Origin of the sequence: Achromobacter spanius, assembly GCF_029637605.1 — a bacterium.
Classification (GTDB): domain Bacteria; phylum Pseudomonadota; class Gammaproteobacteria; order Burkholderiales; family Burkholderiaceae_B; genus Achromobacter; species Achromobacter spanius_E.
In genome coordinates, this window is the sequence record NZ_CP121261.1 from 2279522 (window position 1) to 2304103 (window position 24582).

Genomic DNA, 24582 nt, shown 5'->3' on the forward strand with positions numbered 1-24582 from the left:
GTTGATACCGAAAGGCTTGGACGGATGGCGACGACGATAGCGTCCACGTATTATCGAAGGCCGCCGCCGCCTTGGACCGCCCTCATGGATTTCCGTCATCTACAGCAATTCCTGGTGCTTGCCGACACCTTGAATTTTCACCGCGCCGCGGAAAAGCTGCATATGTCGCAGCCGCCGCTGTCGGTGTCGATCCGCAAGCTGGAAGAGAGCGTGGGCGTGCCGCTGTTCGTGCGCGGCCGCCAAGGCGTGCAACTGACCGAGGCCGGCCTGGCGGCGCTGGACGAAGCGCGCCGCGCCTTGTTCCATGCCGAGCAATTCCGGCTGGCCGCGCGCGCCGGCGCGGCGGGCGAAGGTGGCACGGTGCGCGTCGGCTTCGTCGGGTCGGCCACGCACGCCATCCTGCCGCGCGTGCTGCCCTTGTTCCGCCAACGCTATCCGGGCGTGACGGTGGTGCTGCGCGAAGCCACGTCCATCCGCATCATGCAGGACCTGGCCGACGACGCCCTGGAAGTCGGCATCGTGCGCGTGCCGGTGGCCATGGGCTCGAACGTTCGGCTTGCCCCCCTGACCACCGAGAACTTCGTGCTGGCCGTGCCCAAGGGCCATGCCCTGGCGCGCCGGGGCCGACTTCGGCTGGCCGACCTGGCCGACGAGGCCTTCATCATGTACACCGCAACCGAAGCCGCGGGCTTGCGCATGGCCGCCATCAACGCTTGCCAGTTGCGCGGCTTCACGCCCCGCATCACGCAAGAGGCGGTGCAGGTGCAAACCTTGTTGAGCCTGGTTGAAAGCGGGCTGGGGGTCGCGCTGGTTCCGGCCGGCGCCCGCCGCCATCCCGGTTCGAACGTGGTCACCAAGACACTGTCGGATTTTCCCGCCGACACCACGATTGGCATCTCCCTGGCCTGGAATCCCGCTACCGAACGCAGCGCCGCGCGCAACCTGCGCGAGCTGGCCGTCCACGCCTTTCGCCCCCGGCCAGCCAAATAACGGCGCCGCGCTTGCGGCAAGGTGGCCGGCAGGCTTAGGATGGAGCATGACCGCGCCGCGCCGCCCTGACCTTTATCGCAGGGCGCAACGCGCGGTCCGCGGTTGAACCTTGTCAGCGATACGGGAGCACATCGTGAAAACAGTGGCTGAGATTCTCAGGGAAAAGTCGAACCATTCCGTGGTGACGGTTTCACCCGATTCCTCGGTGTTCGACGCCATCAAGACCATGGCGGAACGCGGCATCGGCGCGGTGGTGGTCGTGGAAGGGGAAACGGTGCTGGGCATGCTCTCCGAGCGCGATTACGCCCGCAAAGTCGTCCTGCAGGATCGTTCATCGCGCAGCACCAAAGTGCGCGACATCATGACCGACTCGGTCTATTACGTGGGGCCTGCCGATACGCGGGAACACTGTATGGCCATGATGACCGAACGGCATTTTCGCCATCTTCCGGTCATCGACAAGCAAAAGCTCATTGGCCTGCTCTCCATTGGCGACTTGGTCAAGGACGTCATGAGCGAACAGAAATTCATCATCCACGAGCTGGAACGCTACATCAGCGGCGGGCACGCCTAGGCTGCTTGGCGCAACCCCGCGCCAACGCGGCGCTGGCGGCTACCCCGCCGCCAGTATCCGCGCCGCCGGCACGATCAGGCCCATGCCTGCCGCCAGCAACAGCACGAACACCATGCGCTTGACGGTCTTCATGGACCCGGACGTGCTGAAACGCCGCGCCGCCCACGTCACGATGATCACAACGGGCAGCGCATACACGCTGAGCCAGAACGACGAGGCCTCGAATTCGCCCTGCCCGGTCACCAGCGTCAGGCGCACCACGGAATTCAGCGAAAACAGCACCAGCAGGCTGTTGCGGATGGCCACCAAGGGCAAGGGTTGGCGATACAGGTGATACACCATCGGCGGCCCGGCGCTGGAAAACAGGCCGCCCAACACCCCGGATATGCCACCAAAGAACCAGAAGGACGCCTTGGACGACAGGCGTTCCAACGGTTTGGCGCGCGCCACCAGCAGCACGGCACAAGCCAGGATCGTGATGCCCAGCAGCAACTGCAACAACACCGTCATTGAGCCGCTGATCCACGTCAACGCGGCAACACCCACGCCCACGCCGACAAAGCTGGCGATCATGGCGGGCCGCATCAGCGACCAGTTCACTTGCGGCTTGGTGCGCGCCAGCGTGACGGCGGCATTCACCAGCGACAGCACGCTGACCACATTGGCTACTTCGGCCACCGAGGCCAACTGGAATACGCCGGACAGGCCCAGAAGCACGAGACCGAACGCAAAGCCGGTCATGGTCTGGGCATAGGTGGCGAGCGCCACGCAGGCCAGGAATAGCAAGTGATGGGTGAGGGTCATGCGGAGGGGTGGGGTGTAGTCGCGGCGATGATATCACCCAGGCATCGGTGGCTTAGGCCAGGGCCACGAGCCAAAAGCGGGCAGCCACCGTCAACGGCAGGCACATATTGTCACAACCGGAAGCGCACCCGCACCCCGAGAGCGATGCCCTGCCGCTATCCTTCCCGCCCTGTCCCCCTGTCCGCTTTGCCCCGGTCAACCCCGCACAGAATGACGCCCCGACACACTACGATCAACACGGTCACGCTGACCTGCTCGACTTGCGGCAGCGCACAGTTCACCAAGCTCGCCCCCAACGAATACCGCTGCAATCACTGCCACGCGCTGACGCTGGTAGAGGACGACGTTGCGCAGCGGCTGGAGAAGATCCTGGCGGGCATGCAGCGGCCCGCCCACCCTGCGCCGATCAAGCCCCGCGTGGTGGCGATCATCGCGCTGGTGGTGGCGGCGGTAGTGGCCATTCCGCTGGTGGCGTCGATGTTGACCTCAAGTCGCCCGTCGGCGCCCTACCGCGCGCAACCCGTCACGCCGCCCATCGATGCCGCCAAGGTCAAGCTGACGGACGTGCGCGAAACCCAGACGCATGGGCGCAAGCAGTTGGTGATGATCATGCGCAACGAAACCGGCAGGAAGATCGACCCGCCCCGCGTCACGGCAACCTTCTACCAAGGCGAGCTGACGCTGTCGTCATCGTCGGCATCGCCGTCGGCGCGCTCGTTGCAGCCGGGTGAATACGTGCCCGTGCTGATCTCGGTGCCTGACAAGACCTACTCGCGCTACACGCTTGAGGTGGCCACGCCCAGGGCCGCGCGCGGCAAGAACAACCAGGTCACGCCCAGCAAGGTGCAACTGGTGAAGAACGACGGCGCCTACCGCCTGGTGGGCCTGGTGAAAAACGAGGGCGACGCGCAGGCGGGCAGCACGCAGATCACCGTCATGCTGTACGGCGAAGACGGCACGATGATCGGCACCGGCAACGGCTACGCCACGGCCAACCCGCTGGCGCCCGGTGCGCTGACGGCGTTCGACGTGCGTTGTGAAATGCTGGCCGACGGCAAGGTCGCGTCCTACGACTACATGGTGCAAAGTGAAAGCTGATCGTCGCGGCGCCCCGCCGCTGTCCTGGCCGATCAAGGCCGTATCGGTGCTGATGATTTTGACGGCCGCCCAGGCGTCCTCAAGGGCGGAAACGCCCAAGGAAGCCGATTCCGCGTCCCGCATCGTGCGGGTCAGCCCGGCCGAGGTGCGGGTGATCGACCACGTGCGCCTGACCACCGAAGAACTGCTGGACCCCGGCTTTGCGCTGTTCGATAACAAAGCGCTGACCTTGTCCCCGCCGCGCCGCCTGCTGGATGAAATTGACCGGCCACTTATGTACGCGGAAGTCGTCAACACCAGCCCGGACTACGTGGCGCTGTCGCCCAAGGCACAGATCACCGTGTTCGACGGCTCGACCCCGCTGAAGGTACGGCAGGACTGGACCCTACCCGCCTATCTGTACCCGGGCGAGCGCGTGCCGGTGGCGCTGGTTGGCGGCAGCTACGACCGCTATACCGAGGTCAAGACCGACTGGATGCCCGCCAAGCGAGCCGCCCTGCCCGGCCCCCGGCCAAAGCTGGACATCAGTGTCGACAACACCGAGACCGGTATCGGCACCGGGACGCTGAACTTCAGCTACCGCTACCGTTACAAATACGTCACCGTGACGGGCCGCGTGCGCAATGAAGACCAGGCGGAAGTGAACAACGTGCGGGTCTGGGTCAGCCTGTATGACGCCCAGGACAAGCTCAGCGGCGCCACTTTCAAGGAACTGCGCCTGCCCAAGCTGCAACCGGGCGAGAGCGCCCCGTTCGAGGTCATCGTCAAGCAGCACGGCGGGAATTTTGCACGGGTGGGCGTGGTGTACGACGTCGCGGCGCGCTAGTCGGCGCTAGTGCCGGCACCTGTTGGCGTCTGTGCCTGCGTCTGTGCTGGCGTCTGTGCCGGCCCGCACCCAGCGTGGCGCCCACCCCGCGTCGCCGCAACGCAACAGCTATCGGCTCAGGTCTTATATAAGATATAAGACATTTGCTAGCGCCTTCTGTTGCCTCTACAATTCCGCCCGACAACCCTTCTTCCAACCCGACTTTTGAGCAGGCCTCACATGCTGGATAACTACCGCCAACACGTTGCCGAACGCGCGGCTCTGGGGATTCCCCCGCTGCCCCTGACGGCTAAACAAACCGCCGAACTGATCGAACTGCTGAAGAACCCGCCCGCTGGCGAGGAGCAGAACCTGGTCGAACTGCTGACCCACCGTGTGCCGGCCGGCGTGGACGATGCCGCCAAGGTGAAGGCGTCCTACCTGGCCGCCGTGGCGCTGGGCAAGGAAGCTTGTGCGCTGATCAGCCGTGCCAAGGCGACGGAACTGCTGGGCACGATGCTCGGCGGCTACAACATTGGCCCGCTGGTCGACCTGCTGGACGATGCGGAAATCGGCACCATCGCCGCCGATGCGCTGAAAAAGACCCTGTTGATGTTCGACGCCTTCCATGACGTGAAGGAAAAGGCCGACAAGGGCAACGCCAACGCCAAGTCCGTGATGCAAAGCTGGGCTGACGCCGAATGGTTCACCAGCCGTCCGGAACTGCCGGAAAGCCTGACCATCACCGTCTTCAAGGTGCCTGGCGAAACCAACACCGACGACCTGTCGCCCGCGCCCGACGCCACCACCCGCCCCGACATCCCGATGCACGCCCTGGCGATGCTGAAGAACAAGCGCGACGGCGCGGCGTTCGAACCGGAAGAAGACGGCAAGCGCGGCCCGGTCAAGTTCATTGAATCGTTGAAGGAACAAGGCCACCTGGTTGCCTACGTGGGCGACGTGGTCGGTACGGGTTCGTCGCGCAAGTCGGCCACCAACTCGGTGCTGTGGTTCACGGGCGAAGACATTCCCTTCGTGCCGAACAAGCGTTTTGGCGGCGTGTGCCTGGGCAACAAGATTGCCCCCATCTTCTACAACACGATGGAAGACGCCGGCGCGCTGCCGATCGAACTCGACGTTTCCAAGATGGAAATGGGCGACGTCGTCGAACTGCGCCCGTACGAAGGCAAAGCCATCAAGAACGGCCAAGTCATCGCTGAATTCGAAGTGAAGTCCGACGTGCTGTTCGACGAAGTGCGCGCCGGTGGCCGCATTCCGCTGATCATCGGCCGTGGCCTGACCAGCAAGGCGCGCGAAGCACTGGGCCTGGCCCCGTCGACGCTGTTCCGCCTGCCCAATGACCCGGTCGATACCGGCAAGGGTTACACGCTGGCCCAGAAGATGGTTGGCCGTGCCTGCGGCCTGCCGGACGGCAAGGGCATCCGCCCGGGCACCTACTGCGAACCGAAGATGACCTCGGTCGGCAGCCAGGACACCACCGGCCCGATGACCCGCGACGAACTGAAGGACCTGGCTTGCCTGGGCTTCTCGGCTGACCTCGTGATGCAGTCGTTCTGCCACACGGCCGCCTACCCCAAGCCCGTGGACGTCAAGACGCACCACACGCTGCCGGAATTCATCAGCACCCGTGGCGGCGTGTCGCTGCGTCCGGGTGACGGCGTGATCCACTCGTGGCTGAACCGCATGCTGTTGCCCGACACCGTCGGCACCGGCGGCGATTCGCACACGCGCTTCCCGATCGGCATTTCGTTCCCCGCCGGTTCGGGCCTGGTCGCCTTTGCCGCCGCCACCGGCGTGATGCCGCTGGACATGCCGGAATCGGTGCTGGTCCGCTTCAAGGGCAAGCTGCAACCTGGCGTCACCCTGCGCGACCTGGTCAACGCCATCCCGCTGTACGCCATCAAGCAAGGTTTGCTGACGGTTGCCAAGCAAGGCAAGAAGAACATCTTCTCGGGTCGCATCCTGGAAATCGAAGGCCTGCCGGACCTGAAGGTCGAGCAAGCTTTCGAACTGTCGGACGCGTCCGCTGAACGTTCGGCCGCCGGCTGCTCGGTGTTCCTGAACAAGGAACCGATCATCGAATACATCAACAGCAACATCGTGATGTTGAAGTGGATGATCGCCAACGGCTACGAAGACGAACGCACGCTGGGCCGCCGCATCAAGGCCATGGAAGCCTGGCTTGCCGACCCCAAGCTGCTGGAACCGGACGCCGACGCCGAATACGCCGCCATCATCGAAATCGACCTGGCCGACGTGCACGAGCCCATCGTGGCCTGCCCGAACGACCCGGACGACGTGAAGACGCTGTCGGAAGTCGCCGGCGCCAAGATCGACGAAGTGTTCATCGGCAGCTGCATGACCAATATCGGCCACTTCCGCGCGGCGTCCAAGCTGCTGGAAGGCAAGCGCGACATCCCGGTCAAGCTGTGGGTTGCCCCGCCCACCAAGATGGACGCCACGCAGTTGACTGAAGAAGGCCACTATGGCGTCTTCGGCACCGCCGGCGCCCGCACGGAAATGCCGGGCTGCTCGCTGTGCATGGGTAACCAGGCACAAGTACGCGAAGGCGCGACCGTCATGTCGACCAGCACCCGCAACTTCCCGAACCGCCTGGGCAAGAACACGAACGTGTACCTGGGGTCGGCGGAACTTGCCGCCATCTGCTCGAAGCTGGGCCGCATCCCGACCAAGGACGAGTACATGGCCGACATGGGCGTCATCAACAAGAGCGGCGACCAGATCTATCAGTACCTGAACTTCGACAAGATCGCGGACTACAAGGACGTGGCGGACGTGATCGAGGTGTAAGCCTTGCACGCTAGCCAGGTGTCTTGACCTGCTTGCGGTAGGAACGACGGCCCCGGAGCAATCCGGGGCCGTTTTCTTTGCGGGGCGGATTTCGGAAGGTGGACTTCAGACGGCGAGCTTTCGGCATCAGGTGCCGGCATCGGCTTTCAGCGGCTCCTGCCTGAACGCCTGAGCAAGCATCCGAACAGGAAACTTTTCCCTCGATACGTTTTCATACAATCGCGGTACTTTGTGACCCTTGCCTCGGCGCAGCAATCCGCGCGCGCCATGACCCGAAGGAGGAAGCCCGCCAATGACCCGGCTTTTGCTGCCGCCGCTGCTACTGCTGGCGCTTGCCGGTTGCGCCACGGCGCCGCCATCCAACCCCGAGAACATTTGTGCGATCTTCCGCGAAAAGCCGGACTGGCACGACGCCGCCCTGAAGGTGCAAAAGAAATGGGGCGCCCCCGTGCCGGTGCCCATGGCGATGATGTATCAGGAGTCCTCCTACAAACAGGACGCCCTGCCGCCCCGCTACTACTTCCTGGGCTTCATCCCCTGGGGCCGCGTCAGTTCCGCCTACGGCTACGCGCAAGCCAAGGACGAAACCTGGGCCGACTACAAGCGCGATGCCGGAAGCTGGGGCGCCAGCCGCGACGACTTCGCCGACGCCCTGGACTTCATGGGCTGGTACATGAGCAAAAGCCAGCGCATCAACGGCGTATCCAAATGGGACGCGTACGGCCAATACCTGAACTACCACGAAGGCTGGACGGGCTACCGCAACCGCAGCTACGACCGCAAGGCATGGTTGAAAACGGTGTCGCTGAAGGTCAAGGCGCGCGCGGATAAGTTCACGTCGCAATACAAGAGCTGCGAGGCGGATTTGACGCGCGGGGGTGGTTTTGGTGAGGGATGATTAAGGCGTTTCAAGATGCCGCCTGATATCCCCCTGCTTTCCCCCCAAAATAAAAATCCCGGCACCAGGCCAGGATTTTTGTGGCATGCCGGCCGAAGCCGGCCGCCTCGATCAGAAGTCCATGCTTGCCGACAGCAGGAAGGTGCGCGGGCCGCCCAGCACCAGGTAGCCGTTGCCCGGGTAGCCGCCCACCGACGACCAGTAGTTGCGGTTGGCGATGTTCTCCACGCGGGCGCGCAAGGTGACCAGATGGCCGCCTACGTCCGTCATGTAGCGCACGCCAGCGTCAAAGCGGGTCCAGCCGGGGACTTTGAGCGTGTTGGCGTCATCCGCGTAGGACGAACCGGTGTAGACGACGCGGCCGTCCACGGCCAGACCTTGCACACCCGGGATATCCCATTCCACGCCCATGTTGGCCTGGAAGCGCGGCACGCCGATCACGCGGTTGCCATCCAGCGAGGCGTTGCCGGTGGAACGTTGCTCGGCATCCAGCCAGGTCAAGCCGCCCAGCACACGCACGCTCTTGATGGGCTCGCCGTAGACGGTCAGCTCCGCACCTTGGTGGCGGTCTTTGCCCGACGTGGTCAGCTCGTTGTTGGCGTTGTACAAGGCGCGCGGCTTGTCGGTGGAGAACAGGGCCAAGCCAGCGCCAAGGCCGTCGCCTTCGTACTTCACGCCGATTTCCTTTTGCTTGGACACGTACGGTTGCAGGCTTTGGCCGACGTTAGGCACCGGCTTGCCGTTGGCATTGGCGGGCGCGGTCGGCCCCGCGACCAAGGCTTCGATGTAGTTGGCGTACAGCGAAACACTGGGTGCCACCTTGAAGACGATACCGGCGGCCGGCGAGTTGCGGCTGGCATCGTAGGCGCCACTTTCATTACCCGTGTTGTAGGCGTAATCACGCTGCGACAAGCGCTGATGACGGATGCCCAAGGTGAGCAGCACCTTGTCGTCCAGGAACGACATCGTGTCGCCCAGCGCGTAGCTGCTCATCCGCGTGCGTCCTTGCAACGCGGGGTTGTCGATATCGTTGCCGCGCAATGCACCCGCGCTGAAGGCAGGCTTGTCGTAGGAGATCGGGTCGTAGATATTCGTCGGGAATGTGTTCCCGAAATCCATGATGTAGGCGTTCTTCTTCTTAAGATCGAAGAAGGATGCCGATGCGACGATTTCGTGGCCGACCGGGCCAGTACGCACTTTGGCGCGCAGGCCGAATTCGCCCGTATTGACGCTGTCTTCACGGGTGTTGTCAAAGCGGTAGAACGTGCCATCGCCCGTGCTGCCGTTCGTCAACGTCACGTTGCCCAATGAGTTCGCTTCGTCGCTGCGGCGGAAGCCATACGCGGCCCAGCCGGTCAGCTTGTCGCTGAAGTCATGTTCCGCGCGCACGGTGCCGAACACATCACGCTCATTTGAATACGACCACGGTTGCGCGTAGTTGGAGCTTGCGTCCGGCGCATCGGGCACGGTGGTCACCCCCGAGCCCAGCGTCACATTCGGACGCGCCCGCTTCAGCTTGTTTTCCTGCCAGCCGATATCCGCCGACAAGCGCGTGTCCGCCGAGCGCCAATCCAGGCCCAACGACACCAGGCTGGTGCGCGAATGTTCGTCGTCAATGCCCGTGTCGCCACTGCGTTGCGCGGCGTTCAGGCGGATGCCGGTGCTGTCGTCCGGGCCAAAGCGGCGGGCGATGTCGGTGGAGACCTGGAACTGGCCGCCGCTGGAAACGCCGGTGGTGATGCGGGTCAGCGGCTCGTTCGGGGCGCGCTTGGGCACCAGGTTGATCACGCCGCCGATGCCGCCGCCGCCGGGCGTGGCGCCCGTCAGGAAAGCGGTTGCGCCGCGCAGCACTTCCACGCGCTCGAACAGTTCGGTGGCGATGTACTGGCGCGGCAGCAGGCTGTACAGGCCGTTGTAGGCCACGTCGTCCGAACTGAGGATGAAGCCGCGGATGAAATAGGACTCTTGGAAATTGCCGAAGCCGCGTGCCACGCGCACGCCCGAATCGTTCTGCAAGACATCGCCCACGCTGCGGGCCTGCTTGTCCTGGATCAGTTCGTTCGTGTAGCTGGTGATGCTGAACGGCGTGCTCATGTTGTCCAGCGTGCCCAACACGCCCACCCGGCCGCCCGTGGCCACCTGCCCGCCCGCGAACGCCGGAGCCAGGCCGCCGGCCGATGCGTCGGCGCTGGCCTCTACCTTGATGGCTTGCATCGACACCACCGAGCTGCTGTCCGTGGCGGGTTGCGCTTGGACAGGGGTGGCGGTTTGCGCGTGGACGACGCCCATGCATGGCAGCGTCGCGGCCATGCAAGCGAGAGTTCGAATTTTCATATCGGGATCAAGAGAGGAAGGTGAGGCGCGTTGCCGCGCGAAAAAACACACAATCCCGATTGGGTCACGCACGGAAAACGGCTTATCAGTGGGCACTACCGCGGAAGCCTGGCATCAGGCCCTGACCGAGCCCGTTCACCAAGGGGGTCTTGAGGTCTTGAGTCGCAAATGTTATCAAACCGATAATCATTCTCAATACTTCCCCATTATTTGCGTTGATTGACGTTGCCGTCACACAACAGACATCCCTGATGCCAGCAGGGTCAAGCCGCGACTGACTTGGCGCCATTACGTCGGGACATTGCCGACGGCGGTACGCTGACCGCCCCGACCGCGCTGCTAATGCCGCCGACCAGCACAAAGTGAGCGGGCACCCTGCCCGCCATCAAGACCAGCACACCTTCTTCGTCGCCGACCGAGGACGACGCGACCAGGGCCGATCCCGCGTCAAGCACCGCGAAGTCCAGGTCGCCACCCGCTTGCCGGGGCAAGGGCGGCGCCCCGATTCGACGATGCCTGGCCCGCACCCCAAGCTCGCCGGATACCGCGTAGACCCAGGCGCTCCAGCCCGGCGCCAGCGGCACCAACTGGGTTGCGCCGGGGCGCAGCCAGGCGTCCAGAATGGTCATGGGCGCAGGCGTGGCCAGGGGCGACTGCGAACCGGCATGGCTACCCGCCGCCACCCGAATGCGGCCTGCATCGGTCTGTATCACCGGCATCTGCCAGCCACGCAGCAACGCAGGCGTGGCGCGCAAAGCCTGGGGTTCAGATTCGGATTCCGGGCCGGCTCCCGGTTCGGACTCGCCATGCAGGCCCACCACCATGCGCAGGCCGTTCAACCGTAGCTCAGCGCTCGGCGACGCTCCCTCCCCTGGCGCCCGGGCTCGCATGACGCCGGCGTCTTCCCGAGTCCAGAGCAGATCCCCGGCCTGCAGTTGATGGTCTTCGCCGTTGCCGCCCAGGCGATGCATTAGGCCTCGGCAATCCTCCAGCATCAGCGTCGCCACCCACAGGCCAGGCCGCGCGCCGGGCACCGACGGGAACACGGCGTCCGACGCGGTCATGGCGAAATGGTCCATCCGGATCAAAGGCGAAGAAGCCCGGGAAGGCGCCTGATGAGAAACCGCGGAAGCCTCGCGGTAAAAATCGGCGTGGCAAAACGGACGGATCGTGCAGGAATCGCCGGCTGCTTGCGGCTGGCTGGCAACGACGTTGCTGAGATGAATAGTCAAAAAGCTGCTGCCTGATTGGGATGACGCTTGCTGGGGCGAAGCGCGGGGGAATGAGGCTTGCCGTGCCCAAGCGCGTGTGAAACGACGTTTGAAGTGCCGAAGCTTATTCGTTCCACCTGGCGGACAATAGAGGCCAATTTCAGGAATCGTTGTCCTGCCATACAGGACAATTCACCTCTTCCCCCTCTAGCCGCCTCATCAATGCCCCCGCCCCTGTATCACCTTGACGATCTGCTGCTGTTCAGCGAAGTGGTCGCGAAAGGCGGCTTCTCGGCTGCCGCGCGCGTGTTGAACATGCAGCGTTCCAAGCTCAGCCGGCGCGTGGCCGAACTGGAGGCGCGGCTGGGCGTGCGGCTACTTCATCGCAACACGCGTCGCGTGTCGCTGACGCCGATGGGTGAACAGATTTACGTACACGCCCAAGCCGTGGCCCGCGAGGCCCGTACTGCATTCGACCTGGCGGCGTCCATGGGCGACACGCCCAGCGGCCTGATGCGCATCACCGCGCCTTCGCCGCTGGCGGTCACGTTGCTGGGCGATATGGTGGCCCGCTTCTGCCTGGCGCATCCCGGCGTGCGCGTGCTGCTGGACACGCGGGATGAAATCATCGACCTGGTGGGCGAAGGCTATGACCTGGCGTTTCGCGCCATGGGTGCGCCGCTGACGGATTCGCGGCTGATCGGCCGCGAGTTGGCGCTGGCGCCCTTGACGCTGATCGGCACGCCGGCACTGATAAAGGCGACCGCGCCGCGCCATCCGCGCGACCTGGCCGCGCTGCCGCTCCTGGCCCATGCCACGCAAGACAATCTGCACACTTGGCGCTTTACCGGCCCGGGCGGCGAAGCGGCGTCGCTGGAGTTTCAGCCGCGTTGCCTGAGCAGCAATATGGCAACGCTGCGCTCCATGGTGCTGACGGGGCTGGGCGCGGCGTTGATTCCGCACTACCTGTGCGCCAACATGCTGGCCCAGGGCGAGCTGGTCGAGATACTGCCGGGCTGGCGGGCCGCGCCGTCGCGCATCTACGCCATCATGCCCGCGCGCCGGGGCGAGCCCCTGGCTTTGCGCCGCTTCCTGGAAGTGGCGGCGGTCGAACTACCCGCCTTGCTGGCGTGACACGACCCGCTGGTGTGATGTGATCCGCTGGCGCGCCGTGCCCTCTGCCGTAACGCCGCCCGCTTAGTCCAGCTTGATGTGGTTCGCCCGGATCACCTCGCCCCAACGCTTGCGGTCTTCCTCCACGTAGCGTTCGGTCTCGGCCTGGTCACGCGGCGCCTGGATCACCAGCCCCAAGGCCTGAAAGCGTTCGCGGAAATCCGGCTGGCGCATGACCCGGGCTACCGCGTCCCGCAGGGCGCCGGCCTCGGCCGCCGGGGTTTCCGCAGGCACGGCAACCCCGAACCACGTGGCCGCGCGAAACCCGGGGAAGCCGCTTTCGGCCACCGTGGGCACCTCGGGCAGCACCGGCAGGCGTTCGGCCGTGGTCACCGCCAGGGCCTTGATCTTGCCCTCCTTGACCAGCGGCAACGACGTGCTGATCACATCGACCATCAACTGTGTGTCATTGGCCATCAGCGAACTGAGCGCGGGCGCGCTGCCGTTGTAGGGAATGTGCGCCACGTCCATGCCGGTGCGCGATTTCAGCAGCTCCGTCGCCAGTTGCAGCGGGTTGCCGATGCCGACCGAGGCGTAGTTCAGCTTGCCGGGCCGCGCCTTGGCCACGCTGACGAATTGCGCCAGCGTGGCTGCCGGCACCTGGTTGTTGGCCACCACCACCAGCGGCAGTTCGGCCACCACGGACAGCACGCGGAAGTCGCGCGCCGCGTCGTAGGCGATCTTTTGGTAGAGCATCGGGTTCAGCACCATGCTGGCGTTGCTGGCCAGGAACAAGGTGTAGCCGTCGGGCTGCGAGCGCGCCACCTGCGTGGCGGCAATCATGGTGTTGGCGCCGGGCTTGTTTTCAACGACGACCGGCTGCGCCAGTTCCCGCGACAGGCGCTCGGCCAGCACGCGCGACAACTGGTCGGCCGCGCCGCCCGGCGTATACGGCACCACCAGCTTCAGCGGCCGGTCGGGAAACGCCGCCACCGCAGGCGACGCGGCGGCCGCGCAAACGCACATCGCGGCCGCGGCGCGGCCGATCCAACGATTCATCTTCAACATGCTTGTCTCCCGAGTCTTTGGCGACTCTGATTTTTTGACGTCTATCGTGGTGTTGCCCGGCAATCGGGCGGTGCTGCGTGGCGGCCCGGCACTTACACCTTGCGCGCCTGGCCTGCCCAAAACTCGGCGCGCAAGCGGCGCTTGGCGATCTTGCCGTTGTCGTCGCGCGGCAGCGCCGGGCGCAACAGCAATTCGCGCGGCACCTTGTAGCGGGCGATGCGGGTGGACAGCCATTGCATCAGGTCCTGCACGTTGATGTCGGTGTCGGCCGCGGGCTGGATCAGCCCCAGCAAGCGTTCGCCGAATTCCGCGTCCGGCACGCCGAACACGGCGCAGTCGGCCACGCCCGGGTACTGGGTCAGGTGATGTTCGATTTCGGCGGGATAAATGTTCACACCGCCCGAGATCACCAGGTCTGATTCGCGGTCGCACACGAACAGGTAGCCGTCTTCGTCCACATAGCCCAGGTCGCCCAGGCCGATCAGCCCGTCGCGTTCCACTGCTTGGCGGGCTTCGGGATGGTTGCGGTAGGTGAAGTCGGCGTAGGCGGGCTGACGCACGTAGATGCGGCCGACTTCGCCGGGCGCGCAGACGCGGCCGTCGTCGCCGTAAACGCGCACTTGCGCCGGCCCGATCGGCCGCCCCGCGCTGCCGGGCTTGGCCAGCGCTTCGTGCGAATCAATCACGGTCACCATGCCCGCTTCACTGGACGCATAGGTTTCATGGATGACCGGCCCCAGCCAGTCGATCATCGCGCGCTTGAGTTCGGGCGCGCAGGGAGCGCCGGTGGACGCCACGAAGCGCAAGGAGGACAGGTCGAACGACGCCCGCGTGCGCGCATCCAGCTTCAGCAGGCGCACATACATGATGGGCACGAGATAGACGGTGTCGATGCGGTGCTGCTCGATCAGACGCAAGACTTCAAGCGGGTCGAACCGCGCCGTCAGCACCAGCGTGTCGCACACGCGCAGCGCCACCTGCGCGAAGACGCTGGGCGCGCTGTGATAGATCGGCGCCGGCAGCAGCGCGCGGCAGCCCTGCCGCAGGCCGTAGGCCTGTTCCACCACGGACTCCACCGCCGCCAGATGCTCGGCCAGACGGTCCACCGGGAACGGCTGGCGCACCACGCCCTTGGGCCGGCCGGTCGTGCCCGAGGTGTACGCCATGTGGCCGCGCGGGGCGACCACCGGGCCGTCGTAGCGGGGCTGTGCGTTGCGCCAGGCGTTGTAGTCGGCGCTATCGCCACCGTCTTCGCTGCGCGGAGCAGCCACCGCATCGCCCGTTGCCGCGACTCGCAGCGCGGGCAGGCCAGCGGGCAAGGTGGCGTGCACCTGACGCCACAGATCATCTTCAGCGATCAACACCCTGGCGCCGCTGTCGGCCACCAGGAACGCCACCTCGTCAGCCGTGTAGTGCCAATTGATGGGGCAGTAATAACAACCCAGCCGCTTGCAGGCCTGGATGATTTCCAGGTACGGCATGCCGTTGCGCAGCAGCACCGCGATGACGTCGCCTTCGCGTACGCCCATCGCCGCCAGGCCCGCCGCGACCTGCTCGCCCCGGGCCACCAGCGCCTCGCGCGTCAGGCTCAGGTCCCCGGCAATGATGCGTGCCGTCATGCCGGCTTCCCCGCGCGTTGCGCCTTGTCTTCCGCGGTGCGCGCTTCGATGGCGGTGCGGGCGGCGGCCCAGTCTTCGTCGGACCAATCGAAGTACTGCTTGAAGTAGGCACCGTTGGCCAGGTAATCGCCCCCGTCCAGTGCAATCGTCTGGCCATTGATCCAATCGTTGCCCGGCCCCAGCAGAAAGGCCGCCAGTTCGCCGATGTCGTGCCCGGTGCCCAGGCGCCGCATGGGGTTTTGTTGCGTCAGGGCGTCCTGCCCGTCGCCATTGGGACGCAAGCGCGCCGTCGCGCCCTCAGTAGGAATAACCCCCGGCGCAATGGCGTTCAGGCGGATGCCATGCCTGCCCCACTCCACCGCCAGCGATTTGGTCATGGCGTCGATGCCGGCCTTGGACATGGCCGAGGGCACCACGAACGGCGATCCGGTCCACACCCAGGTCACCACGATGGACACCACCGCGCCGTGCGTGCCGGACGCGATCCAGCGTTTGCCCACCGCCTGCGTCATGTAGAAGGTGCCACGAAACACGGTGTCGGCGATGGCGTTGAAGCCGCGCGCCGACAATTTCTCGGTGGGGCTGATGAAGTTGCCCGCCGCGTTGTTGACCAGGCCGTCCAACCCGCCGTGCGTGGTCCAGATGCCTGCAACCATGGCATCCACCGCGTCGGCGTCGCGGATGTCGACGGCATGCGCGTAGGCCTGGACGCCGTACTTGGCGCGCAACGCGGCGGCGGCGTCTTCCACCACGGTCTGGCGGCGGCCGCACACATGCACGGTGGCGCCCAGCGAGGCCAATTGTTCGGCCATGGCCAGGCCCAGCCCCGTGCCGCCTCCCGTAACGAGGATGCGCTGGCCGCGGAACAGGTCCGCGCGGAACATGCTTTGCACCATGGTTTGTCTCCTTGATCTGATCGCAATGCCGGTGTGGGAAGCAGATTATCAACGCACCGATAGCGCGACAATCCTTCAGCCTGAGTAAACTCTGTTTCCTCAGAGGCAACAATCCAAGACAGCCATGTCCGCCTTGCCCGCGCTAGACCTGAACCTGATCCAACTGTTCGTGACCATCGTCGAGGCCGGCACGCTAAGCGAGGCTGCCTTGCGCCAAGGGGTGACGCGGTCGCACGTCAGCCGCAAGCTGCAAAAGCTGGAACGCGCGTTCGGCGCCCAGTTGATCCGGCGCACCACCCGCCGCCTGGAACTGACCCAGCAGGGCACGGTGCTGTACGAACACGGGGCGCGCATGGCGCGCGAAGTGGAGTCGGCGCGGCATGCCTTGCAGAAGCTGGGCACGGAACCCACCGGCCACGTCCGCTTGTCCCTGCCCACCGGCCTGGGCGAACTGGACGCGCTGCGCCCCCTGCTGGTGCGCTTTGCGCTGGAGCACCCCAGCCTGAGCCTGCGGGTTCTGTTTTCCAACCGCGTCAGCGATCTGATTTCGTCAGAGATCGACGTGGCGTTGCGGGTAATTTCGCAGCCGCCGCAAGACTACGTGGCCCGCGAGCTGGGCGACGTGAAATGGCACTTGTGCGCCGCTCCCGATTATTTGCAGCGCGTCGGCATGCCCGCGCACCCGCGCGACCTGGCCCGGTTTGACTTGCTATGCCCGCCCGGCCCGAAGCCGCAGGCAACGTTGCGGCTGACCCGCAAGGGGCAAACCTATGAAGCCAAGCTGGCGCCCCGTCTGCAATCCGAATACTTCCCTTTTCTGGCCCAGGCCGCGCGCGACGGCGCGGGCATCGCCTTACTGCCCGCCTACATCGTGCAACCCGACCTGGAATCGCAGCGGCTGCGTGAAGTGCTGCCCGCCTATCGGGCAGAAGGCCCCGGTGACAAGCTGTTCATTCTGACGTCGCCCACGCCTTACCCGTCTACCGCCCAACGCGCCCTGGTCGCCTTCCTGAAACGGGAGCTGGAGCCGCTGCTGCGCGGCTATTTGAATTGATCCGGGCAGCCGCTTCCCGGGCAACACCCGTCGCCACGCCGCTGTAGGACAACCCTGGTAAAACCACGGGGTCTTGCGGGCTTGCTCCATGTCCGCCAAAGTAGGGGTTTCGCAGTCGCTGAACGGGACCTGACTGGACTTGGGCTTGAACTTTGACGTGCGCCCCAAGTCTTATATAAGATATAAGACATACGGCCGCGCGCGGGCTTGTGTCCCCTACAATGACAAACGCGCAAAAACGCCAGAAAATGCCGCCTGCGCCTGGCCGAACACAGCCGGGCAAAACCACGGAGTCCATCATGCCGCACAACACCCTAGACACTCTCAAGAATTTCAAGATCGGCAATAAATCCTGTCAGTACTATTCGCTGCCGGCGCTGGGCAAGTCCCTCGGCATCGATGTGCAGCGGCTCCCGGTATCGATCCGCGTCGTGCTGGAATCCGTGCTGCGCAACTGTGATGGCAAGAAGGTCACGGAAGAACACGTCAAGCAACTCGCCAACTGGCAGGCCAACGCGCGCCGCGAAGACGAAATCCCCTTCGTCGTGGCGCGCGTCGTGCTGCAGGACTTCACCGGCGTGCCGCTGTTGGCTGATATCGCCGCGATGCGGTCGGTGGCCGACAAGATGGGCAAGAGCCCCAAGAGCATTGAACCGTTGGTGCCGGTTGACCTGGTCGTCGACCACTCGGTCATGATCGACTACTTCGGCACCAAGAATGCGCTGGACCTGAACATGAAGCTGGAATTCAAGCGCAACCAAGAGCGCTACCAGTTCATGAAATGGGGCATGCAGGCGTTTGATACCTTCGGCGTCGTGCCCCCGGGCTTTGGCATCGTCCACCAGGTCAACCTGGAATACCTGGCGCGCGGCGTGCACCAGGACAAGAAGAACAACGTCTATTACCCCGATTCGCTGGTGGGCACCGACAGCCACACCACGATGATCAACGGTATCGGCGTGGTGGGCTGGGGCGTGGGCGGCATCGAAGCCGAAGCCGGCATGCTGGGCCAGCCCGTGTACTTCCTGACGCCCGACGTGGTGGGCGTTGAACTCAAGGGCCAGTTGCGCGGCGGCGTCACCGCCACCGACCTGGTGCTGACCATTACCGAAATGCTGCGCCGTGAAAAAGTGGTGGGCAAGTTCGTTGAATTCTGCGGTGAAGGCACCGCCAGCCTGACCGTGGCCGAACGCGCCACCATCGGCAACATGGCGCCGGAATACGGCGCCACCATGGGCTTCTTCCCGGTTGACGAACGCACCATCGCATACTTCCGTGGCACCGGCCGCACGGAAGACGAAATCGCCGCCTTCGAAGCCTATTTCAAGGCACAGAAGATGTTCGGCATCCCCGCTGCCCAAGACATCAACTTCACCAAGCTGCTGACGCTGGACCTGTCCACCGTGGCGCCGTCGCTGGCCGGCCCGAAGCGTCCGCAAGACCGCATCGAAATCGGCAACGTCAAGAACACCTTCATTGACCTGTTCTCCAAGCCGGTCGCCGAAAACGGCTTCAACCAGCCGGCCGAAAAGCTGAACCAGACCTTCACCACCAGCACCGGCACCAAGATCAAGAACGGCGACATCCTGATTGCGGCCATCACGTCCTGCACCAACACGTCCAACCCGAACGTGCTGCTGGCCGCCGGCCTGTTGGCCAAGAAGGCGGTCGAAGCCGGCTTGAAGGTGCCCAAGCACATCAAGACGTCGCTGGCCCCTGGATCGCGCGTGGTGACCGACTACCTGACCAAGACGGGTTTGCTGCCCTACCTGGAAAAGCTGGGCTTTGACGTGGCCGCCTATGGCTGCACCACCTGCATCGGCAACGCCGGCGACCTCACGCCCGACCTGAACGAAGCCATCATCGGCAACGACCTGGTCTGCTCGGCGGTGCTGTCCGGCAACCGCAACTTCGAAGCGCGCATCCACCCGAACATCAAGGCCAACTTCCTGGCCTCGCCCCCGCTGGTGGTGGCCTACGCGCTGGCCGGCACCGTCACCCGCGACCTGATGACCGAACCGGTTGGCAAGGGCAAGAACGGCGACGTCTGGCTGGGCGACATCTGGCCCACGGCCGAAGAAGTCGAAGCGCTGATGAAGCATGCGCTGGACCCGAAGGTGTTCGAGGCCAACTATGGCCAGGTCAAGAGCAACCCCGGCAAGCTGTGGGAAAACATCAAGGGCGTGGCTGGCGACACCTACAACTGGCCCGACTCCACCTACATTGCCGAACCGCCCTTCTTCGAAGGCTTCGACATGACGCCGGCCGCGATGCCCACCGTCAAGGGCGCGCGCGCGCTGGGCGTGTTTGGTGATTCCGTCACCACCGATCACATCTCGCCCGCGGGCTCCATCAAGGAAACCTCGCCGGCCGGCAAGTGGTTGAAGGAAAACGGCGTCATGAAGGCCGACTTCAACAGCTACGGCTCGCGTCGCGGCAACCACGAAATCATGATGCGCGGCACCTTCGCCAACGTGCGCATCAAGAACCTGATGATCCCGTCGCTGCCGGACGGCAGCCGTTTTGAAGGCGGCGAAACCCTGTTCCAGCCCACCGGCGAACAGATGTCCATCTACGACGCGGCCATGAAGTACGTGGCGCAGGGCACGCCCACCGTCGTCTTCGGCGGCGAAGAATACGGCACCGGCTCGTCGCGCGACTGGGCGGCCAAGGGCACGCAACTGCTGGGCGTCAAGGCCGTGATCACCCGCAGCTTTGAACGCATCCACCGCAGCAACCTGGTGGGCATGGGCGTGCTGCCGCTGCAATTCAAGGGCGCCGACAGCGTGGAGTCGCTGGGCATCACCGGCGAAGAAACCTACGACATCTCGGGCCTGGAAAACGGCATCAAGCCGATGCAGGACGTGACGCTGACGATCACCCGCAAGGACGGTTCGAAGCAGGACGTGACGGTGCTGCTGCGCATCGACACCCCGATCGAGGTCGATTACTACCAGCACGGCGGCATCCTGCCCTTCGTGCTGCGCCAACTGCTGGCGGCCTGACCCCGCCACTCGCTTGCGCCGCCCTCACGGCGGCGCAATGCACAAGCCCCGAAGCCATGCGGCTTCGGGGCTTTTTACTGTCCAGGCACTTCGCGTGTCAGTCGTCGAACTGATAGGCATCCATGGCCAGTGCGCTGTACGAGATCTCGTCATTCAAGCGCTTGGCCGACGCGCCGCCCGCGCCCAGCGCCACATACAGCGGCATCAGGTGATCGTCATGCGGATGGGCCTGCGATGCGCCCGGCGCCTGCGCCTGCCAGTCCAGCAATGCCGGCACGTTGTTGTCGGCCAGGTTGCGCGCATACCAGTTTTGAAACTCGGGCACATAGGGCGCCGCCGGTGCGTCTTGCGGCATGCGCAGGTGGCGCAGATTGTGTGTCAGCGAGCCCGAGCCGATGATCAGGATGCCCTCGTCGCGCAGCGGCGCCAGCGCGAGCCCCAGCGCCAACTGGCCGGCAGCGTCGCGGCCCATGTCCAGCGACAGTTGCACCACCGGCACGTCGACATCGGGATACAGGTAGCGCAGCGGCACCCAGGCGCCATGGTCCAGTGGGCGGCGCGGGTCGCGGTCGGCGGCGATGCCCGACTCGGCCAGCAGCGCCTGCACGCGCGCGCCCAGTTCGGGCGAACCGGGCGCCGCGTATTGCAGCGTGTAGAGCTCGGGCGGAAAGCCGCCGAAGTCGTGCCAGGCCACTTGCTGGTCGCGGGTGGACAGCGCCAGGCCTTCGCCCATCCAATGCGGTGACACCACCAGGATGCCGCGCGGCTTGCGGCCCTGGGCCTGGCTCCAGGCCGCCAGCACGGGGCCGGTCAGCCCGGGTTCAACGGCCAGCATGGGCGAACCGTGGGAAACGAATAGCGTAGGCCAACGCATGGCGAAGCCTCCAGGAAATAAAGTCGATGCCTGGATTTTCGAACGTTTCCGATCAGCAATAAACCCCTACGACGGGGATGATCTATTGCCGATCCGGCATCAATACGGAAGCGCAGCGCCGCCCCCGTGCCCAGCCGCCCCTGTCCTTGCAAACCCTAGCGTCCACGCCGACGCGCGCGGCGGGCGTTAAACTACGTCGTTACACACTTACTGGACGTCCCTCGAAGTTATGGCCCGATCCCGCAGCCAATCCGCTCCCCGCATGACCCGCGACGCCACCCGCCTGGTGGCGCTGTCCCAAGCGCTTAACCGCTCGGGCAGCCGCGTTGAAGACGTGTTCTGGGAGAACCAGCTTGGCGAAGCGATTCCCAAGCTGCTCAAGGCGGGGCAGGACGCCCCGCTGGAAGCGGCCCTGGACCACCTCGCGCAAAGCGACATAGGCGCCTACGAAGTCTTGATCGAACAGGCGGAAACGCTGTCCGAATCCATGAAGATCGAGAAAGACGGCGTCGTGCACGACGTGCTGCTTATCGTCGCGCCGATTGTCGCCTGGACCCGCTACGCCATTCCAACCGGCCCCGTTTCCGCCAGCGCCCAGCAGGCGCTGCTGGCGCAGTTGCACGGCCATGTGCTGTCCAGCCATGCGCGCACCGCGCTGATGCCGATGCTGGTCAGCGTGGACCAGATGCCGCGCACCTTCGGCGAAACCTGGCAGTGGCTGCAACGCCTGGGCTCGCAGGCCCTGGGCGGCGAAGCCACCAAGCCCGTGCTGAACACCGAAGTGGAAACGGCCAACATGCTGGCCGACACGCGCTACATCATCGGCGCGGTCGCCGTGCCCGAAAACGCGCCCATTTTCCGCTGGCAGGAAAGCCTGGGCGAAGCCGACGCCACGCGCGACGCCTGCCAGGAACAATGGGCCGCCCAGGCGCAACCCACGCTGGCGGCGCTGCTGCCCGGCTGCGGCTTTGAGGCCTTGCTGCCCGACGCCTACTACGTCAGCAACCGCGAAGCCGACCGGCGCGTGCGCCCCCTGTCGCTGCGCGCGGCCGTGAGTTGGCTGGAAGGCGCGGTCAGCCTGGAGGCCTCGCAGCTGCGCGCGGTGGTGGCCGGCTGCGGCGAAAACCGCATCGACGAATACCGCATCAGCTTCACGGCGCGCAACAGCAATGACGTGTATTACGGCTGCGTATGGCCCTTGTATGGCCGCGAGGAAGAAACCCCGTCCGACGAAGGCCAACCCGACGTGGTCGATGAAATCGCAGCTTTGCTGAAGGAATATGGCGTCACGGAAATGCGCCGTATCCCGGGCGTGCTGCCCGCGGAATACTGCGAAGACTGCGGCGCGCCCTACTTCCCGAATCCGCTGGGCGAATTGGTACACGCCGAATTGCCCGAGGACGCCGAAGCCGCGCCGGCCAAGTTCCACTAACCCCCCATGCAAGCGGATATTTTCTGCCGAGTCGTCGATAACTATGGCGACATCGGCGTGTGCTGGCGGCTGGCCCGCCGGCTGTCCCAGGGTTTCGGCTGGGATATCCGCTTGTGGGTGGACGATCTGGCCAGCTTCGCCCGCATCCAGCCGGGCGTAGCCGACAACGCCGCGCGGCAACGCTGCGCGGGCGTGGATGTCGTGCGCTGGTCCGACACCCCCGACCCGACCCTGGGCGCGCGCGATGTCGTCATCGAGGCCTTCGCCTGCGATCCCCCGGACGCCTTCCTGCAAAGCATGCGCCAGGTGCACCCGGCCTGGATCAATCTGGAATATTTAAGCGCTGAAGCCTGGGTGGAAAGCTGCCACGGCCTGCCTTCGCAACGGCCAGATGGGCTGGTGAAGCACTTTTTCTTTCCCGGCTTCACCGCCGCCACGGGCGGCCTGCTGCGCGAACCGGGCCTGAGCGCGGAACGCGACGCGCTGCAGGCGTCGATAGAACAACAAAACAACTTTTTGCACGCGCTGGGTGTGGACGACGCCGTGCTCTCGCGCCGCCGCGACGGCGCGCGCACGGTCAGCCTGTTCTGCTATCCCACGGCGCCGGTGCAGGCATTGGTCAGTGCCCTGGCGGCCGACTCCCGGCCCAGCGTGCTGCTGGCGCCCATCGGCATCGCGCCGGGCCTGGAGGGCGCCTGCGCGGAGGCCGCCTGCGCGGCGCCGGGCGCCCCGCTGCTGGCGCGCCTGCCCTTTGTGGCACAGCCGGATTTCGACCGTGTGCTGTGGTTGTCGGACCTGAACTTCGTACGCGGCGAAGACTCGTTCATCCGCGCCGCCTGGGCAGCGCGTCCGCTGGTGTGGCAAATTTACCCGCAGGATCAGAACACGCACCTGGAAAAGCTTGAAGCCTGGCTGGCCCGCTATCCGGCCCCGGAATCCGCGCAGTCGTTGATACGGGCCTGGAACGCACCGCAAGGCGAACAGACCGTTGCGGCGGCCTCCGCGGCGCTGGCGCCGGACGCCTGGCACGCCTGGGCCAAGGCCGCCCGCGACTGGGACGCCAAGCAGGCGGCGCTACCCGATCTGGCTGAAAATCTGGCTGGGTTTTGCGCAGACCTGGCCAAGAAACGTTAGAATAGAGAGTTTTCTGAGCTGCCCTGAATTTTGTCGGGCCTCAACATGACGCCTCCCGGGGTGTGCAAAAAGTCGCAAGTACGCAATGCAAGTACGCAATGCAAGTACGCAATGCAAGTACGAGTAAGCGTACAGCGGCTTTTTGCAAGCACGGCGAGTGCACCCTACCCCCGGAGTTTTATCGATGAAAACCGCTCAGGAATTGCGAGTCGGCAACGTGGTCATGGTCGGCAAGGATCCCCTCGTGGTCCAGAAAGCCGAATACAACAAGTCTGGCCGTAACGCTGCTGTTGTGAAGCTGAAGTTCAAGAACCTGCTGACCGCCTCGGCCAGCGAATCGGTCTACAAGGCCGACGAAAAGTTCGAAGTCGTTCAACTGGATCGCAAGGAGTGCACCTACTCCTACTTCGGCGACCCGATGTACGTCTTCATGGACGAAGAGTACAACCAGTACGAAATCGAAGCGGAAAGCATGGGCGACGCCCTGAACTACCTGGAAGAAGCGATGCCAGTGGAAGTGGTCTTCTACGACGGCCGCGCCATTTCGGTGGAACTGCCCACGACGATCGTTCGCGAAATCACCTACACCGAACCCGCCGTGCGTGGCGATACGTCGGGCAAGGTCACCAAGCCGGCCAAGATCAACACCGGCTACGAACTGAACGTGCCGCTGTTCTGCGCCATTGGCGACAAGATCGAAATCGACACCCGTACCAACGAATACCGCAGCCGCGTTCAATAATTGATTCGGCAGCAGGTACGAAAAAGCCAGGCCCTGACAACAGGGCCTGGCTTTTTTTCATGGGCGCGCCGTTCTGAAACGAGCACGCGTGCTTATTGC

The 24582-nt window shown here is 64.8% G+C and carries 19 protein-coding genes; 12 read left to right on the forward strand and 7 right to left on the reverse strand.

Annotation, left to right across the window (positions count from 1 at the left end):
* Positions 1-84: 84 nt before the first annotated feature.
* Both P8T11_RS10015 and P8T11_RS10020 read left to right on the forward strand, forming a co-directional pair.
* Positions 85-990 (forward strand): LysR family transcriptional regulator, encoded by a 906-nt coding sequence (locus P8T11_RS10015; protein ID WP_268082081.1) that lies wholly within the window; start codon positions 85-87, stop codon positions 988-990.
* A gap of 133 nt (positions 991-1123) precedes the next feature.
* Positions 1124-1564: a CBS domain-containing protein gene (locus P8T11_RS10020; RefSeq protein ID WP_268082080.1), complete on the forward strand. Its 441-nt coding sequence runs from the start codon at positions 1124-1126 to the stop codon at positions 1562-1564.
* A 39-nt stretch (positions 1565-1603) separates the two neighbouring features.
* On the opposite strand, the gene P8T11_RS10025 is transcribed toward P8T11_RS10020, so the two are convergent.
* Positions 1604-2368: a sulfite exporter TauE/SafE family protein gene (locus tag P8T11_RS10025; protein ID WP_268082079.1), complete on the reverse strand. Its 765-nt coding sequence runs from the start codon at positions 2366-2368 to the stop codon at positions 1604-1606.
* A gap of 210 nt (positions 2369-2578) precedes the next feature.
* Between P8T11_RS10025 and P8T11_RS10030 the strand changes: the two genes are divergently transcribed.
* The 4 genes from P8T11_RS10030 (at position 2579) to P8T11_RS10045 (ending at position 8001) form a co-directional block, all read left to right on the forward strand.
* Complete coding sequence (locus tag P8T11_RS10030) at positions 2579-3466, forward strand: FxLYD domain-containing protein (protein ID WP_268082078.1); 888 nt, start codon at positions 2579-2581, stop codon at positions 3464-3466.
* The gene (locus P8T11_RS10035) at positions 3456-4292 is read left to right on the forward strand and encodes an FxLYD domain-containing protein (RefSeq protein WP_268082077.1); all 837 of its coding nucleotides are present in this window, start codon (positions 3456-3458) and stop codon (positions 4290-4292) included. The genes P8T11_RS10030 and P8T11_RS10035 overlap by 11 nt, the downstream gene beginning before the upstream one ends.
* 219 nt (positions 4293-4511) lie before the next feature.
* A complete protein-coding gene (gene acnB, locus P8T11_RS10040; protein WP_268082076.1) occupies positions 4512-7103 on the forward strand; it encodes a bifunctional aconitate hydratase 2/2-methylisocitrate dehydratase in 2592 nt (863 codons plus the stop codon).
* Positions 7104-7395: 292 nt separating this feature from the next.
* Entirely contained in the window at positions 7396-8001 is a 606-nt protein-coding gene (locus P8T11_RS10045) for a hypothetical protein (RefSeq protein WP_278072170.1), read from the forward strand.
* A gap of 111 nt (positions 8002-8112) precedes the next feature.
* Here P8T11_RS10045 and P8T11_RS10050 read toward each other — a convergent pair whose 3' ends face one another.
* Positions 8113-10335: a TonB-dependent receptor gene (locus P8T11_RS10050; RefSeq protein WP_268082074.1), complete on the reverse strand. Its 2223-nt coding sequence runs from the start codon at positions 10333-10335 to the stop codon at positions 8113-8115.
* Between the two features lie 263 nt (positions 10336-10598).
* Entirely contained in the window at positions 10599-11399 is an 801-nt protein-coding gene (locus P8T11_RS10055; RefSeq protein ID WP_268082073.1) for a pirin family protein, read from the reverse strand.
* Positions 11400-11768: 369 nt separating this feature from the next.
* On the opposite strand from P8T11_RS10055, the gene P8T11_RS10060 reads away from it, so the two are divergent.
* Positions 11769-12680: a LysR substrate-binding domain-containing protein gene (locus tag P8T11_RS10060; protein WP_268082072.1), complete on the forward strand. Its 912-nt coding sequence runs from the start codon at positions 11769-11771 to the stop codon at positions 12678-12680.
* 63 nt (positions 12681-12743) lie between these two features.
* Here the strand turns inward: P8T11_RS10060 and P8T11_RS10065 are convergent, their stop codons facing one another.
* The 3 genes from P8T11_RS10065 to P8T11_RS10075 all read right to left on the reverse strand — a co-directional run bounded on the left by P8T11_RS10065 (position 12744) and on the right by P8T11_RS10075 (position 16230).
* Positions 12744-13727 carry a Bug family tripartite tricarboxylate transporter substrate binding protein gene (locus tag P8T11_RS10065; RefSeq protein ID WP_418910313.1) on the reverse strand — a complete coding sequence of 328 codons (984 nt, stop codon included), beginning with the start codon at positions 13725-13727 and terminating at the stop codon, positions 12744-12746.
* A 92-nt stretch (positions 13728-13819) separates the two neighbouring features.
* Entirely contained in the window at positions 13820-15346 is a 1527-nt protein-coding gene (locus P8T11_RS10070; protein WP_268082071.1) for an AMP-binding protein, read from the reverse strand.
* On the reverse strand, positions 15343-16230 hold the full coding sequence (locus tag P8T11_RS10075; RefSeq protein WP_268082395.1) for an SDR family oxidoreductase: 888 nt from the start codon (positions 16228-16230) through the stop codon (positions 15343-15345). Before P8T11_RS10075 ends, P8T11_RS10070 begins: the two co-directional genes overlap by 4 nt.
* 136 nt (positions 16231-16366) lie before the next feature.
* Here P8T11_RS10075 and P8T11_RS10080 point away from each other — a divergent pair, with 136 nt between their 5' ends.
* Positions 16367-17296, forward strand: a complete 930-nt coding sequence (locus P8T11_RS10080) for a LysR family transcriptional regulator (RefSeq protein WP_268082070.1) — start codon at positions 16367-16369, stop codon at positions 17294-17296.
* 299 nt (positions 17297-17595) lie between these two features.
* On the forward strand, positions 17596-20301 hold the full coding sequence (gene acnA, locus P8T11_RS10085; RefSeq protein WP_268082069.1) for an aconitate hydratase AcnA: 2706 nt from the start codon (positions 17596-17598) through the stop codon (positions 20299-20301).
* Positions 20302-20398: 97 nt separating this feature from the next.
* Here acnA and P8T11_RS10090 read toward each other — a convergent pair whose 3' ends face one another.
* Positions 20399-21175: a DODA-type extradiol aromatic ring-opening family dioxygenase gene (locus P8T11_RS10090; RefSeq protein ID WP_268082068.1), complete on the reverse strand. Its 777-nt coding sequence runs from the start codon at positions 21173-21175 to the stop codon at positions 20399-20401.
* Positions 21176-21404: 229 nt separating this feature from the next.
* Here P8T11_RS10090 and P8T11_RS10095 point away from each other — a divergent pair, with 229 nt between their 5' ends.
* The 3 genes from P8T11_RS10095 to efp all read left to right on the forward strand — a co-directional run bounded on the left by P8T11_RS10095 (position 21405) and on the right by efp (position 24483).
* The gene (locus P8T11_RS10095) at positions 21405-22607 is read left to right on the forward strand and encodes a DUF2863 family protein (protein ID WP_268082067.1); all 1203 of its coding nucleotides are present in this window, start codon (positions 21405-21407) and stop codon (positions 22605-22607) included.
* A gap of 6 nt (positions 22608-22613) precedes the next feature.
* A complete protein-coding gene (gene earP / locus P8T11_RS10100) occupies positions 22614-23741 on the forward strand; it encodes an elongation factor P maturation arginine rhamnosyltransferase EarP (protein ID WP_268082066.1) in 1128 nt (375 codons plus the stop codon).
* 184 nt (positions 23742-23925) lie between these two features.
* Positions 23926-24483: an elongation factor P gene (efp, locus tag P8T11_RS10105; protein ID WP_046804079.1), complete on the forward strand. Its 558-nt coding sequence runs from the start codon at positions 23926-23928 to the stop codon at positions 24481-24483.
* Positions 24484-24582: the final 99 nt, after the last annotated feature.